General features: G+C 47.8%; 15 protein-coding genes. 6 read left to right on the top strand and 9 right to left on the bottom strand.

Annotated features, from left to right (window positions below; translation table 11 throughout):
- Both JKP77_RS10140 and JKP77_RS10135 read left to right on the top strand, forming a co-directional pair.
- Window positions 1-657 carry a CoA transferase subunit B gene (locus JKP77_RS10140; RefSeq protein ID WP_218311076.1) on the top strand — a complete coding sequence of 219 codons (657 nt, stop codon included), beginning with the start codon at window positions 1-3 and terminating at the stop codon, window positions 655-657.
- 172 nt (window positions 658-829) lie between these two features.
- Window positions 830-2,155 (top strand): DEAD/DEAH box helicase, encoded by a 1,326-nt coding sequence (locus JKP77_RS10135; RefSeq protein ID WP_218311075.1) that lies wholly within the window; start codon window positions 830-832, stop codon window positions 2,153-2,155.
- Window positions 2,156-2,191: 36 nt separating this feature from the next.
- Here JKP77_RS10135 and JKP77_RS10130 read toward each other — a convergent pair whose 3' ends face one another.
- From JKP77_RS10130 to JKP77_RS10120, 3 genes are all read right to left on the bottom strand, one after another.
- Window positions 2,192-2,434: an EF-hand domain-containing protein gene (locus tag JKP77_RS10130; protein WP_218311074.1), complete on the bottom strand. Its 243-nt coding sequence runs from the start codon at window positions 2,432-2,434 to the stop codon at window positions 2,192-2,194.
- Window positions 2,435-2,495: 61 nt separating this feature from the next.
- Window positions 2,496-3,491 carry an oxygen-dependent tRNA uridine(34) hydroxylase TrhO gene (gene trhO, locus JKP77_RS10125; RefSeq protein WP_218311073.1) on the bottom strand — a complete coding sequence of 332 codons (996 nt, stop codon included), beginning with the start codon at window positions 3,489-3,491 and terminating at the stop codon, window positions 2,496-2,498.
- 86 nt (window positions 3,492-3,577) lie between these two features.
- On the bottom strand, window positions 3,578-4,069 hold the full coding sequence (locus tag JKP77_RS10120; protein WP_218311072.1) for a VC2046/SO_2500 family protein: 492 nt from the start codon (window positions 4,067-4,069) through the stop codon (window positions 3,578-3,580).
- A gap of 178 nt (window positions 4,070-4,247) precedes the next feature.
- On the opposite strand from JKP77_RS10120, the gene JKP77_RS10115 reads away from it, so the two are divergent.
- Window positions 4,248-5,855, top strand: coding sequence for a response regulator (locus JKP77_RS10115; RefSeq protein ID WP_338024858.1), 1,608 nt, complete (start codon window positions 4,248-4,250; stop codon window positions 5,853-5,855).
- 5 nt (window positions 5,856-5,860) lie between these two features.
- Window positions 5,861-6,148: a hypothetical protein gene (locus JKP77_RS10110; protein WP_218311070.1), complete on the top strand. Its 288-nt coding sequence runs from the start codon at window positions 5,861-5,863 to the stop codon at window positions 6,146-6,148.
- Window positions 6,149-6,464: 316 nt separating this feature from the next.
- Here JKP77_RS10110 and JKP77_RS10105 read toward each other — a convergent pair whose 3' ends face one another.
- Together JKP77_RS10105 and JKP77_RS10100 are read right to left on the bottom strand one after the other, a co-directional pair.
- Window positions 6,465-7,394 (bottom strand): DMT family transporter, encoded by a 930-nt coding sequence (locus tag JKP77_RS10105; protein WP_218311069.1) that lies wholly within the window; start codon window positions 7,392-7,394, stop codon window positions 6,465-6,467.
- 2 nt (window positions 7,395-7,396) lie between these two features.
- Complete coding sequence (locus JKP77_RS10100) at window positions 7,397-8,242, bottom strand: DUF6279 family lipoprotein (protein WP_218311068.1); 846 nt, start codon at window positions 8,240-8,242, stop codon at window positions 7,397-7,399.
- Between the two features lie 236 nt (window positions 8,243-8,478).
- Between JKP77_RS10100 and JKP77_RS10095 the strand changes: the two genes are divergently transcribed.
- Window positions 8,479-9,474, top strand: coding sequence for an ATP-dependent 6-phosphofructokinase (locus JKP77_RS10095; protein ID WP_218311067.1), 996 nt, complete (start codon window positions 8,479-8,481; stop codon window positions 9,472-9,474).
- A gap of 240 nt (window positions 9,475-9,714) precedes the next feature.
- On the opposite strand, the gene JKP77_RS10090 is transcribed toward JKP77_RS10095, so the two are convergent.
- The 4 genes from JKP77_RS10090 to JKP77_RS10075 all read right to left on the bottom strand — a co-directional run bounded on the left by JKP77_RS10090 (window position 9,715) and on the right by JKP77_RS10075 (window position 13,013).
- The gene (locus tag JKP77_RS10090; RefSeq protein WP_218311066.1) at window positions 9,715-10,542 is read right to left on the bottom strand and encodes a LytR/AlgR family response regulator transcription factor; all 828 of its coding nucleotides are present in this window, start codon (window positions 10,540-10,542) and stop codon (window positions 9,715-9,717) included.
- A 1-nt stretch (window position 10,543) separates the two neighbouring features.
- Window positions 10,544-11,617, bottom strand: coding sequence for a sensor histidine kinase (locus JKP77_RS10085; protein WP_218311065.1), 1,074 nt, complete (start codon window positions 11,615-11,617; stop codon window positions 10,544-10,546).
- A 203-nt stretch (window positions 11,618-11,820) separates the two neighbouring features.
- A complete protein-coding gene (locus tag JKP77_RS10080; protein WP_218311064.1) occupies window positions 11,821-12,282 on the bottom strand; it encodes an Mpo1 family 2-hydroxy fatty acid dioxygenase in 462 nt (153 codons plus the stop codon).
- 50 nt (window positions 12,283-12,332) lie between these two features.
- Entirely contained in the window at window positions 12,333-13,013 is a 681-nt protein-coding gene (locus tag JKP77_RS10075) for a flagellar brake domain-containing protein (RefSeq protein WP_218311063.1), read from the bottom strand.
- 162 nt (window positions 13,014-13,175) lie between these two features.
- Between JKP77_RS10075 and JKP77_RS10070 the strand changes: the two genes are divergently transcribed.
- Entirely contained in the window at window positions 13,176-14,972 is a 1,797-nt protein-coding gene (locus tag JKP77_RS10070; RefSeq protein ID WP_218311062.1) for a M61 family metallopeptidase, read from the top strand.
- Window position 14,973: the final 1 nt, after the last annotated feature.

The following is a 14,973-nucleotide window of genomic DNA, read 5'->3' as shown; positions in this document are numbered from 1 at the left end:
ATGGCACTTTCAAGAGATCAAATAGCAATGCGCGTTGCCAAAGAATTCCAGGACGGCAGTTACGTAAATCTGGGGATTGGTATCCCGACGCTGGCAGCCAATTATGTGCCAGAGGGTGTGGATGTCATGCTGCAGTCTGAAAACGGCCTGCTGGGAATGGGGCGCTATCCGACCGAGGCAGAAGTCGATGCCGACATGATCAACGCCGGGAAAGAAACCGTAACCGCCAGCGTAGGCGCGTCAATTTTCAGCTCTGCAGAAAGCTTTGCCATGATCCGCGGTGGTCATGTCGATTTCACGGTACTGGGCGCCTTTGAAGTGGACGTTAACGGCAACATTGCGTCATGGATGATCCCAGGGAAGCTGGTGAAAGGTATGGGCGGCGCCATGGACCTGGTTGCCGGTGCGAAAAACATCATCGTTACCATGACCCATGCGGACAAACACGGCAACTCAAAACTCCTGTCAGAGTGCAAATTACCGTTAACCGGTGTGAATTGCATTACCCGTATCATCACTGATCTGGCTGTCATGGAGGTGAAAGACGGTGCCTTCTATCTCCGGGAACGGGCTCCGGGTGTGTCTGTTGAAGAGATACGAGAAAAGACTGCCGGTAAGATGGTTGCTGAAGGTGATATTCCGGAAATGCAGTTCTGATCCTTAAGCGACATCAATTAGGGCACCTAACTGGTGCCTTTTTTGTCTTTTGCCCATGAAGACATGTATTTCAGTAACAATTCTGGTTAAGCCGCAGAGAAAAGCCCCTTACCCTTTTACTCTGACATGCTTTAATGGATAATACCGCCGAATCAGTTCATGAGGTTACCCATTGCAAGTCAGCGAACTTCCCGTACATCACAAAATCGTTTCCCGGTTAAGCGACAAAGGTATTGTCACGCTTACTGAAATTCAGGAGCGGACATTACTCCCGGCGCTTCAAGGCAAGGACATTATTGCGTCTTCTAAAACCGGCTCGGGCAAAACATTCGCGTTTCTCGTGCCTGCGATTAACCGTTTGCTGACAGCCAAAGCACTCAGCCGCCAGGATCCCCGGGTACTGATCCTTGCGCCCACCCGTGAGCTGGCAAAACAAGTCTTCATTGAAGCCAAACAGCTGAGTAACGGGCTGCCGGTGCAGTGTGCATTAGTGGTTGGCGGTGAGAATTATAACGATCAGGTGAAAGTCCTGCGTCGCAACCCACACATCATCGTGGGTACGGCGGGTCGTATTGCTGACCACCTGAAAGACAAAACCTTTTTCCTTAATGGCCTTGAGCTTCTGATTTATGATGAAGCCGATCGTATGCTCGATTTGGGATTCGCCAGCGAGCTTGCGATGATAAATCGCTTCGCCGATCATCGAAAGCGTCAGACCATGTTGTTTTCAGCAACACTGGATAATATCGAACTTAATCACCTGTCGGGCGATTTTTTACGTGCCCCCGTTCGGGTGGCAGTTGGCGAGGCCACCGCTGCCCATGGTGATATTACGCAGCACTGCTATTTTGTTGATAATGTCAGCCATAAAGACACTCTGCTGGCACATTGCCTGAGCGAACTTGACTATAATCAGGCGGTTGTATTCAGCGCGACCCGTGAAGATACTGACCGGCTGACAGCCGCTTTGAATAAAGACAACCTTCACGCCATCGCCCTGCGCGGTGATTTACCGCAAAACCAGCGCGCCCAGATCATGAGTGAATTTAGTCGCGGACAGTACAGTGTTCTGGTCACGACAGACGTGGCGTCGCGTGGTTTAGATCTGCGAAAAGTGGGTCTGGTGATTAACTTTGATCTGCCAAAGCAAGCCGACGAGTACATTCATCGTATCGGACGAACCGGCCGTGCAGGAGAAAAAGGCACTGCGATTTCCTTTGTGGGGCCACGCGACTGGCAAAGTTTCACAACAATACAGGCTCATGTTCAGTATCCGCTGGAGCCTGTTTCACATGAGATTCACCCTGCAACATTTAAAGGCAAACAGGCAAGAAAACCTGCCGTGAAGGACAAGCGTAAAGCGAATCAGAAAGACGCCTCGCAGAGTACGCAAGACAACAGGAAAAAGACACAACGGGTCGATACGATGGAAGGAAAAGACGTTGGTTTTACACCGTTAAAACGAAAGCCCCGGTCGACGCCTTCAGAGGATGAGTAATCGAGGGGGTAGCGGCTACCCCCCTGATATTGGAAATCAGTATTCCCACCAGCCTTCCTGCCACCACGACAGAAATTCTTCGAAATCGATGTAGCCATCATTATTGCTGTCGATAAGCTTAAAGCCTTCTTCAACGTGACTGGCTTTCGTTTTCGGTGACAATACGGTTAATAATTCAATGAACTCGGGCAGATCAATTTGACCATTTCCATCCCGGTCGAAGAAATTAAAATCGCTTCTGATTTCTTCAATTTTTTCTTCTGAAAGCTGCGCGTTCACGTAGGTTCCCTATTTACTTACTTCGTAGGAAAAGCAGTGTAACGCCCTTGTCAGGCAGTGTCTATGCCTGTTTTTCCTTTGCTTTCATGGCTCGCATCCGTTGCGCTTTCGCCTTTTCTTCGCGCTTCTGTTCCATCACCAGACGAGCCTCTGTACCCACATGTTCCTGCTGTCTCGCTTTAGCCAGATTTACCTGCTTTTCACGCTCTCTGAAGCGAGCAATCTGCTCGTCACTGTGGGTTCCGTAACAATGTGGACAGCTAACACCAGATTCATACTTTTCGCTTTGCTTATCTTCCTCTGTAATCGGAAGACGGCACGCGTAACACTGATCGTATTTGCTCTTTTGTAAATCGTGATCCACCGCTACACGGTTATCGAAAACAAAGCAGTCGCCTTCCCACAGCGACTCCTCTTTAGGTACATCTTCCAGATACTGGAGAATGCCCCCTTCAAGGTGATATACCTCATTAAATCCCTGCTCTTTCAGGTAAGCTGTGGATTTCTCACAACGGATCCCGCCGGTACAGAACATAGCCACTTTCTTGTGTTTACCCGGGTCCATTTCGCGCTTTACATAGTCAGGAAATTCACGAAATGTTTCTGTTTTGGGATCTACCGCGTTTTTGAACGTACCGATTTCAATTTCATAACCGTTACGGGTATCTATTACCAGTACATCGGGGTCGCTAATCAGGGCGTTCCAGTCTTTTGGCTTTACGTAAGTGCCGACAGTCTGACGTGGATCGATACCTTCCACCCCCATCGTGACAATCTCTTTTTTCAGTTTCACTTTGGTGCGGTAGAACGGCTGTTCTTCGTGGAGTGACTCTTTGCAGGAAATCGGATTAATACGGGGATCGCTGTTCAGGTACGCCAGCAGCGCATCTATACCTTCACGCGGACCAGAGATTGTCCCGTTTATTCCTTCGCTGGCGAGCAGCAGGGTACCTTTGATACCGTTAGCAACCATAGTGTCATGCAACGGCTGACGCATGGCTTCGAAATCTTCAAGCGCGACGAATTTATACATCGCGCAAACAATGTATTTTGACATAATAATTCTCTTTGCTGATTGGAACGTAAGACCAGTGCAAAAATGCGGGCGCGACTATACCAGAGCGCTTTTCGAATTACCAGATTCTACGACGCCAGGAGTGTTCTGGAGCCCTCAATAATATCATCCAGTTGTGTGGGATCTTCCTCAAGCGGCGCCGGCTTCGAAGATGCGCGAGCCTGCTGTGTTGCTAATGCGCAATTAGCAATAATGTCAGCGGAGAGCTTTTTACTGTCATTGATGAGCGCATGAGGGTCCGGGTGCATGCACTGCCACAACCTGGCATCTGCGATCCCCTGCTGATTGAGAATGGTTGCCGTTTTACTAAGCGTATCAGGCTGGACGCGGCTGCAGTCAAGTGCCGGGCGGCGGTAATGGTTCAGCCGCATCAAGACGGCATCGTCAGCTTTATTTTCATCTGATAGTGAATGGATGGAAGTGGCAGGTACCCCACTGCCCAGCTGTAAAGCCAGAAGCAGCGCAAAATCAGCACCACGGCCCGCGGCAGACGAGAGCTGACCGCGCCATTCTGCCTGATTAACAGGATGAACTTGCGATACCTGGGCTTGAGCTGTCACCTTTGCGCTATGTCCTACTTGGCTGATGTTATACCTATATCGGTATTCAACAATAAGACTTTAGCTTCTGACACTTGCCCTGAGTGTAAAATTCATTGATGATTGCAGGCAACGACAAAAACCAAAGCGAAATCAAGCTGGTATTTGAATGAACTATGCTGATAAACAGGTGTTGATCGTGGAAGATCAACGGCCGTTTTTGTTACTTTTACGCGGTCTTCTCAACACCATGGGCGCAACAAATATTGTTACCAAGCCCTCAGCTGAGCAAGCCATCGCACTCTGTCGTAAGCAGAAGTACGACATCATCGTCGCAGATCTTCATCTTGGCGCAGACAAAAAAAACGGTTTCGAATTAATAGAGGAGTTGCGCGTTCGCAAACTCATCAAACCTTCGACGGTTTTTCTGCTGATCAGTGCAGACAGCGCCAGGCCGGTTGTTTTGGGGTCAATAGAACGTCGGCCCGACGATTATCTGATCAAACCATTTTCTCAGGCACAACTGAAAACCCGAATTACACGAAGCTGGCAAAAACGCCAGTTCTTACAGCCTGTTTATTCCGCTATTTTCGAAGAAGACTGGAATAAAGCGATAGATAATGCTGAACATCTCGCGTCCATGACATCACCGTATCAGCGCTCTTGCGAGCAGTTGTTGGTGGAACTGTACTGGGAGATTAAAGAGCCGGAAAAAGCGCTTGATGTATTGACGCCCTATATCAACGGAAAGCCATTACTATGGGCACAGGTTGCTTTAGGAAAAACGTATCTGCGACTTAAGGATCCTGACAAAGCCATTGATACGGCCGAGGCTATCCTGCAATCGAATCGCTTCTCTCCTGAGGCTCACGACATTCTCGCTGAAGCACATGACTTGCAGAATAACCATGAAGAAGCTGTAGCTTCCATTAAGTCAGCACTTAAAATCTCCCCTTTCTCTCTGCCCCGGCATTTTGCTGCCTGTCAGATCGCCTGGAACAGTAATGACTATGTGCTGGCAGCAGAGTCGTCGAAGTCCATCTGGGATTTGTCTAAACGCACGGTGCATCAGGACATCGCACATTGGTGTGGTTATATCAGGAGCATCCTGGATGTTGCTGAGCATTCTGAAGAAAAGCGTACAAAAAATCGCTATCAACAGGAGGCGCTTCTGGCCTTGCAACGAGGTAAGTTTGACGAAGCATTGATGCGGATGGCTGAAGACTTTGATATCGACATTTATGAACAGGTGATGACGGCCAGGGTGAATGCAATTGACGGCAAAATGCTGGATGCACGCAAACATCTAGCAGCATCGCAAATCGCCATCGAGAACAAATATGATGAATATCCCGTCGGCTTTGCTCCGGACAGCGTGAAGGTCATGTTTGATCTGGGTGAGTTTGACGATGCACAATCTCTGTTGACCAGTCTGAACCGCAGATCGATTGTACTGGATGCCAATAGCCAGGAATTACTCAGACGGGAAGAACGAAGCGCTTCCGACAAACAGTCAAATTATCAGCAGTTCAACCGCAAAGGAATCAACCTTTATCAGCAAGGCCAGTACGAAAAAGCAAAAGAAGCATTCGCAGCTGCGCAGACATTTGCGCCGGTAAACACAGGGGTTGCACTGAACCTGCTGCAGTGCCTGATAAAAATACTGGATAAAAACGAAAAAGCAGAGCCTACGCTGGTCAAAGAATGTCGACGGGTCTATAAGTTACTTGAGGATATGCCGCTAAATCATCAGCACCAGCAAAAGCTGGACGCACTGAAAGGCGACCTGCTTACCTACATAGGATAATAATCATGACCTCAGTTCGCGCTGGCACGACTTTGTTTTGTCTTACTCTGGTGGTCAGTGCATGCAGCACTACACGCCCTTGCGAAGACATAATGGAAGTTAAAAAGCAGGAGCACCAATGCCTTGAGCTGGCAAGCGTTATGAAAAATAATCAGTACCCACAACAGGCGATGGCAGCAAGAAAGCGCTATGAAGTCGAATGTGAAGATCTGCGCTACTATCGTGACGACTATGACACTATCTGTAAACGTAACCAACAACCCATCGGAAATCGTCAGACAGACCCGGACTGATTGATACCGGCGAGCTTTGTAGCAGGACTTACGCCATGCCATCCTGCCATAAGGTGACTCTTTTCCTCATTCTTTATGTCGGCGACTCGTTACGTATTGCGTATCCGCCTTCTGCCTGCCACATATGCTGTGCCCTGCAAAGCAACGCTCAAAACACCACAGGCAAAATGCTGCGAGTCAATAGCCAGAATAACTCTTACTATACGCGAGACTACCGCGTTTTATGCGCTACACAGGGAAGCTTAGCATCGCACAGGTGGCTCACAACTTCTAAGTAAACAGCGTGTTTATCACACCAAATAAATGAAAAAGCTCCCTACCCTATAGCTCGTAGTCGCTCTCTGCCAAGAGAGGCCAGAACCGAGCCGGTAATAACCATACAGGCCCCGACGTAAGCGGTGGTATTGAGTGCTGGCTGGGTAAACATCGACGGCAGAAGTCGCTCGGCAATCAGCATGCTGATAAAAGTGAAAAGTGGCGCAAGCGCGAGAACAGCACTGACCCGTGAGGCATGCCAGACCCGCATCGCTTCAGTGAATGCACCATATCCAAACAGGGTGTTCAAACAACAAAATAACAGTGCGAAAAACTGTAAGCGATTCATTTCCAACACATGGTATAGCTCAGAAAAGGGCAACAACATGATGCTGCCAACGATATACAAAACCAGTGTTAGCTGCATTGCCGTCATGTGCCGCATCAGCGACTTCTGACATAACGCATATGCTGCCCATGTCAGCGCCGCAACAACAATGAAAAAGATCCCCGCGACATCTTCGCTTTCAGAGGCAATAATCTGTGGAAGGCGATGATTGAAAAACAGCAGCAGTCCGCTTAACAGACTGATTGCCCCAATAAACTGTAAACGGGTGAAATGTTCCTTATAAAGCAGGATCCCACCAATCATCAGTGCAAACGGTGCAATTTGCATCAGAACCTGCGCACTCGCCGGACTCAGATAAAGCAACCCCATGACATTGGTGACGTAATTGGTAACCAGCATCAGTGTGGCGGAGACTGCCATCAATTTGATCAGCATCGGTAGCCGGAAAAAACGCGGTAACTGTTGCCTTTTCCACAATAACAGTCCGACAACGGCGGCAGCAGTGAGAAAGCGATAAACCGTAATGGTCGGGCTGTCCATCACCTGCAGGCATATCGCCAGGAAGATTGGCAATATTCCCCATAAAAACGCAGTAACTAGTGCCAGGGCGAATCCCAGGCCCGGTCGAACCGGATCACTCACATTTAGTCATCCACAAGATCATTCAGATCGTCAATAATATCCTGTATCTTATTCAATAGCTTGCGTTTTTGGTCGGATGTCAGTGTCTGTGAAAGCTCGGCAGCCATGCTGGCGTAAAGCTGGCGGTTTTGCTCTCGTTTCTGCATATATGATTCACTTCTGTAAACATCCGGATTATTCATAATACGCATCAGGTCCTGCGTGAAGTCGGGGTTCGTATCACGGGTAATAAACACTTTTCTGGCCGCATCCTGGATCGCACGCTGATAGGCAATCCAGTCCTGATAAGTAGACGCAAACCGGGGCGCATAACGTGCAATGATTTTTTCCTGCTGGTCGGTTAGCGAGCCAATTCGGTCTTCCATATCTTCGGTGATATCTTCCAGACGCTCTTCCGCTTTCTCCTGCGCTGACTTATCGCTGTCTTCTAAATACTCCTCTTCCTCTTCCTTGTTGTCCTTCTCAAGCGCAGCAAAGAATCTGACCACCTGTTCATCGGTAAGCGTTGTCGCCATAGATGCGATTTCCGGACTGAGCTTTTCACGTACTCTTATCCAGTGCGAGGTGGCTTGTTCTAAGTGTTTATTGATGACTTGCTGAGTTAACTGGTCGTTAGCAATATCGGATTTGAGCGATTTCAGCTGTGCAATATAGCGGGTAAGTTCAGTATCCCGGTGCCAGTCAATCCACGATTCAAGGTGATGATCGAACACATTTTCCTGTTTATCGGTAAGCTCGATATAGTCGTCCATATACCAGTAAATAAGCCAGTCGAGGTTGTTATACGCCAGCTTAGATGAGCAACCACCTAACAGAACCAATAACGCGAAAATGACACTTTTTTTCATTACTCTTCCTTAAGAGAATTCAGATAACGAGGTTTTAGTCTGCCGTTACCGGCAAAGGTTGCATGTGAGAATGTAAATAGTTGTGTCTAATCAACAAACTATCACTGTGGCGTATGAGACACTTGGCATCAAACGGTGCATCTGCCATGCTTAACACCATCATTACCGTTATTCTCTGCGATAGAAGTCACAGTATACTTCCTATACGCAGTAACTTACCGTGAAGGATTATTAACGTGAGTAAGACTGTAGCCGTGCTAACTTCAGGTGGTGATGCGCCTGGAATGAATGCCTGTATCCGTGCAATCGTTTTGGCTTGCGAACGAGAAGGACATACTATTATTGGCTACCTGCACGGGTATAACGGGCTTCTGAATCAGGAATATACACATCTGCATGCGCCGCGCGTACACAACCTCATTCAGCAAGGCGGCACGATTTTACACAGTGCCAGATGCCTGGAATTCAAAACCCAACATGCTGCACAGCGCGCTGCGGAGAATCTGGATGCACTGGACGTTGACACTTTACTTGTCATTGGCGGTGACGGTTCGTTTCGCGGCGCAATGCATTTAAGTGAGCATTGGGATGGACAGATTATTGGCTTGCCCGGAACAATAGATAATGACATTAGCGGCACAGATGCCACTATTGGCTACTACACTGCCATTGAAACCGCAGTAGACTCTATCGATAAGGTCAGAGATACCGCAGATGCCTTTGAAAGAATATTTCTGGTGGAGGTCATGGGTCGCCATGCTGGTTTTCTCGGCCTGAGTGCGGCCATCGCCTCAGCGGCTGACTTTGTTATTTTACCCGAGTTGTTTGACTCTGAAGATGCCACGCTACGCCAGATTGTTGAACAGTTAACAGAGCGGCGAGAGCAACGGGGCAATATCAGTTACATCATCGTGCTCGCTGAAAATGTCTGGCCCGGGGGGATCAACTCACTGGCATCTCAGCTGACAGAGAGAACTCACTCTGAAGTTCGACCGGTCATACTGGGGCATGTTCAACGTGGCGGCTCTCCCGTCAGTCAGGACAGGATCCTTGCCATGAAACTGGGTGCACACGCCGTGTCGCTGGTGGGCACACCGGTATCCAACGTGATGGTTGGTGAGTATCACGACAAACCTTGTGAAGTCCCGCTGGAAAAAACCTGGGAAGCGAAACCGTTGTCGGAATCTGATGTAAAAACGATGCAGCGACTCATGAATAACCGTTACGCATAACCAATAAGGCGTGAGAAAATAATAAGCAACGCATTGTTTTTATTTAGAAATATCAAAATAACAGAAAATCGATGCTTTAATTGACGCCTTCAGTGACAAGCGAGATAAAACAGGCTGATGATAATAATTGCAATCAAATTCTCTGCAGATAAATACAAAAAAGCACGCAATATGCGTGCTTTTTTGTGGCTTTTCATACCCACCGTCACTGACGTAAGCTTACTCCAGCGATGATTGAGTTTACATCTTCATTGCGGCTTTGACTTTATCCCGATGACTACGACTGACTTTAAGTTCAGTATCATTTTGCAAAATCAGGTGATACTCGCCGCTGATGTGACTCACCAGTTTCTTTACAAAACGAATGTTGGCAATGGCAGAACGATGGACCCGCACAAACCACTGGGGGTTGAGCTCTTGCTCTAATTCTTTCATGGTTTTGCGCATAATGTGCATTCCATCCAGTGCATGTACACACATATAGTCCCCAGCCGCGTCAATCCACTGGATATCCTGCACATTAACCCGCGTCACTTCAGAACCATCTTTAATCGCAAGAACTTCCGGGTAAGGATTGGTTTCTACTGGTTCACCACTGGCCAGTTTACGAAGTATTTCCTCGCAATCGTCACCGGTAAGTTCGGCAACCAGATTCACCAGCTTTCTTGATTGCTCGTCATAGTGTTGGGTAGTGAAGTATTCGCGTACTTTGTTCAACGCCGCTGATAAGCGTTCATCATCAGCCGGTTTCAAAAGGTAGTCGAGCGCGTGAACATCAAACGCCTTTATGGCATAACTGTCGTATGCTGTGACAAAAACAATCATTGGAATTGGCTGCTTTAACTCTCGCAGCTTATGAATAACCTGAAATCCGTTCAAGCCCGGCATTTGTATATCGAGAAACACCAGATCAGGACGGTGCTGTGAAATCGCACTCACTGCGTCAAGGCCATTCTGACACTCAGCCACCACCTCAATATCCTGATGGCGCTCCAAGCGAACGCGCAACCCTTTGCGAGCGAGCGGTTCGTCATCAACTACAATGGTTTTAATTACTTTGTTCGTCATTTCACGCGTCCTTTACCTCGTAGGGGATCCGAATTCTGACCCTGACACCAGAGGGTTTATTGTGCTCAATAGAGAATGCAAAATTACGCTGATATAAAGATTGCAGGCGTTCTTTTATATTGACCAGCCCAACACCATTTTCACGGCTTAGCTGCCCGTTTTTAATATCAGCCCCAGGGCCGTTATCTGCCACGTCCATGAGTAAATCATTGCCAAAAGTACGGGCAGAAATGTCGATTTTGCCGCCCTGCTCCATCTTTGATATGGCGTGTTTAATCGCGTTTTCAATTATCGGTTGCAGTATCATACTGGGAACCAGCGCACTCTCACAACTGTCATCAATGTCCCAGGTCACTTCGAGACGGTCGTCAAACCGAACACGTTCAATCTCCAGATAGAGTCTCAGGGCCTTAATTTCCTGTCCCAGCGGCACCTTTTTGATCGGATCATTATCCAGCGAGTAACGGAGAAAATCGCTTAAGCGGGACACCATGGCTTCGGCGGTGTCGTTTTCTTTAAGCAGAATAAGAGTTGAAATCGCATTTAACGTATTGAACAGAAAATGGGGATTCAGCTGGTATCTGAGCATTTTAATGTGCGCCTGATGCGCCATAGTGCTTGCTTTCAACGCATTCTGTTTTTCTTTTTGCAGCATTTGAAAGTTCTTAATGCCGAAATAGACGCCGCTCCAACACCCAACCATGATCAGCGAGTTGATGGTGTTGGTGAAATACATATACCAATCATCCGGGCGATAGCCGTGTTTATAGATTTCCCAGTAATTGATATTTTTTACCACCGCCCACAATAGGGCCACACCGTAGCAGGCCGATATCACGGTCAGAATCATTTTGAGAGGAGATTGTTTTCTTGCCCAACGATAAAGATACCGAAGAGGAATGGTCAGCAACCAGCCGGCATACGCGTTAAGCAGAATGATAAACACCCAGATGGGTCTGACATCATGCAGAAACGACCCTACATAATAAATTATCGCGAAGCCCGTCCAGCCTGCGCTGTGCAGCGTCCAGAAAAGGCGTTCGTTGCTTTCAAACAGGCGTTGCCAACGACTCACACGACTACCGGTTATTTGAATGATAAAAACATTATACGCATGTGAGCAACAGGCTGACCGGACTTAGTCGTAACTCTCTGTCGGCTGGTCGCACACAGGCTGCCTTTCCATCGCATTTGTCTAAACAAAAGCCTCTGTCTTTCAGCGTTGTTAAAAGACGCCATTGCTTTTAAACCCTAAAGACTCACATGCTAAATAACACATTAATAGCCGATTTTCATACGTTTAAGCCAGTGCACCCACCACCATGCCGGGCCTACCAGCAAAAAGCGAAGATCTTCCAGAAATGACGGTTTTTTCCCTTCAATTTTGTGTCCCACAAATTGCAAAATCCACATGATTACAAAAAGCGCCAGACAAAACTGCCAGACAGAAATGCCGGCAGCCTCGAGCAAATAGACACCGCCGAAACAGGCTATAGTAAGCAATGTCATCGCTGCGCCAATAGGGCCTGACAACAGAAAATAATAGTAAAGCACCGGTACCGCGATAATATGCGCCCAGGTGACATCAAACTGCGCAATCCAGTCAGGAACCGGGATCGCCCAGAGCAGTCCCAGCGTAACAAAATAGATGCTCGGCACTGCGATAGCGTGTATCAGCACGTTAGTTTTGTTTTGATGACTCTCGTCATACCGCATGAGTAATCGTTCAATATCCCGCATAGTCTCCCCCTCTGAGGTGGTGTTGTTATTATTGTTGGTAGCGTTTCGCGCTATCCTATAAGAATATGCCGCTGCAGCAGTTTTTCCACTGACTTCTGGTCTTTGTCAAACTGTATACCATAGTAGACATATTCCTGTTCAAGACTGTTGTTTTTTATCTGGCCTTTAATCAATACCTTTTCGCCATCAAGCTTGTAGCCAATGCTCACCTGCTGATTACTGGCTAATACCGGCCAATCCGGCTTTACTGGCATCGCAATGCGACAGCCATTCGTTGATACATCTACGATGATTCCGGTGACATCACTCAGAGACTCAATGCCTTCGGCATCGACAGCGACCGCAATACCCGGCTGAGCACGTTTTACCGCACGTAAACCCAGAGTTTGAATCGTTGACGGGAAGGTGGTTAACAGTAGCCCGGTTGGATGGGACAGTAACTTCAGCACCTTCACTCTGAAAGCTATTACCTGACCCGTGTCACCTTCCAGTATATAACGCACCACAATAGAATTATCGGGCAGCAGTAAATCCCTCACAAACGTCCATTTAGCCGTAGTCGGCATCTGAAATATCATGCAATTTGGAATATCCATTCCTACATAGTAAGTTTTGACGCGTTTGGGCGATGTCGGTGTGGTAATTTGCAGATCAATTGTCGTGCCCGGCACCAAATCTTTCAGTGACTGAATGTCATCCCTGCTCAGCGTTACTTTATTTTTGTTTGGCATGTTTATTGGCAATTATTGTTTAGCACTGTCTTTGCGGCATACTATACGACGAAGCATGACAGGTTATTTTTAACTCATCTCAATGTAACCAATTTATCCCGGGCTGACAAAGACTTCCGTGTGCGGCATCATATCAGCATCATTACTAATATCGGATCCACCATGTTTCAAGATAATTCAGTTCTGCAGTATACGCTGGATGTTCATTCCGTTCAGGAGCATCTTTTCCGCGTGTCGCTTGCGCTTCCTGCTCACACTACAGACTCGCTGACTCTGACATTACCAGCCTGGATCCCGGGCAGTTACATGATCCGCGATTTTGCCCGGAATATTGTCCGCCTGCGCGCAGAAGACCATCAAGGTAAGCTTTTGGATGTGGCGAAAACAGACAAACAAACCTGGCTGCTGCAGACGGGGGGCGCGCCTGTCACAATCACCTACGACATTTATGCATATGACTTGTCGGTACGCTCAGCATACATTAATGATGAGTATGCGTTTTGTAATGGCACCAGTGTCTTTTTACAGGTAAAAAATGCAGAATCACTTCCCTGTTCACTGCAAATTAACCAGCTTCCCGGTTACGCTGACTGGCAGATTGAGACCAGTATGCCCGCCCGCCAGCAAAATGAAGATGGCATGCGTTTTTTCTGCGAAAATTATGATGAGCTTATCGATCATCCAATTTTCATCGGACGCTGTCAGCTGAAGTCATTTGATGTCAACGGTGTTCAGTTTGTATTGCTTTTCTCAGGCAACACGCCAATTGATATTGACCGCATCGCAAGCGACCTTGTGCCTGTGTGCCAGCATCACATGACGCTGTTTGGCGATCCACAGCCCGTGTCACGCTATGTGTTTATGACGCTGTTAAGCGATTCGGGCTTTGGCGGTCTTGAACACCGCAGCTCTACCGCCCTGCTCTACCCGCGCTTTGATCTGCCTTTACAACAGGAACCTGAAGAAAAAACCGACGGCTATATTACGTTTCTTAGCTTATGCAGTCATGAACTGTTCCACACCTGGCACGTCAAGCGCATTAAACCCGATGTCATGGTAAAACCGGATCTGCAAACAGAAACTTACACAGAGCAGTTGTGGATCTATGAGGGATTTACCAGTTTCTATGATGACCTTACACTTGCCAGAACCGGCCTGATTGAACCAGAGAAGTATCTGGACATTGTGGCGCAAAACCTAAGCCGATTACAGGTTAATGCTGGCCGCTACAAGCAATCTGCGGCGCAAAGCAGCTTTGATGCATGGACCCGTTTTTATAAACAGGACGCGAGTGCACCTAATCATATCGTCAGTTATTACACAAAAGGCGGCATCATCGCCATGGGCCTGGATTTGCTGCTTCGAAAGGAGTCACAAGGTCAGTACAATCTTGACGACGTGATGCAGATATTATGGAACGACTATGGGCGTGATATCAAAGGTACGCCCAATGATGTCATCGCCAGCATTACTGAAAAGCACTTCAACATTGATATTCAGCTATTTTTGAATAAAACCGTGTATGGTGTAGAAGATGTGCCATTACAGACCTGGCTTAACGATATCGGCGTATCGCTCAAGACCCGCGTAAAAACGGCGCCTGACGATAAAGGTGGCATTGCGCGTTCACCCAAGCGCCTGCACCGCGCTTTTGGCGCGGTAACCAAAGCACTTGAGACCGGTGTGCTTATACAGGTAGTGCGTGAAAAAACGCCCGCTTGTGAGGCTGGTTTGCAGGTTAACGACAAGCTGATTGCGGTAAATGGTTATGTCGTAACCCCGCCATTGCTTCAGCGTCTGCTGGATAACAGCAATGAGGATACGCTTGAGTTATTGGTCATACGTGAAGGTCGCACCCTGACGATGACTATGCCAGTCAGGCCTGCCGCAGAAGAAGTCTGCTACCTGGAAATTAATGACAAACAAAAACTGTTGAACTGGCTGCAAGTCGATTACTGAC

It is taken from the genome of Alteromonas antoniana (genome assembly GCF_019249295.1).
Classification (GTDB): domain Bacteria; phylum Pseudomonadota; class Gammaproteobacteria; order Enterobacterales; family Alteromonadaceae; genus Alteromonas; species Alteromonas antoniana.
The sequence above is the reverse complement of the archived record's forward strand: the minus strand, read 5'-3'. Positions and strand labels throughout refer to the sequence as shown.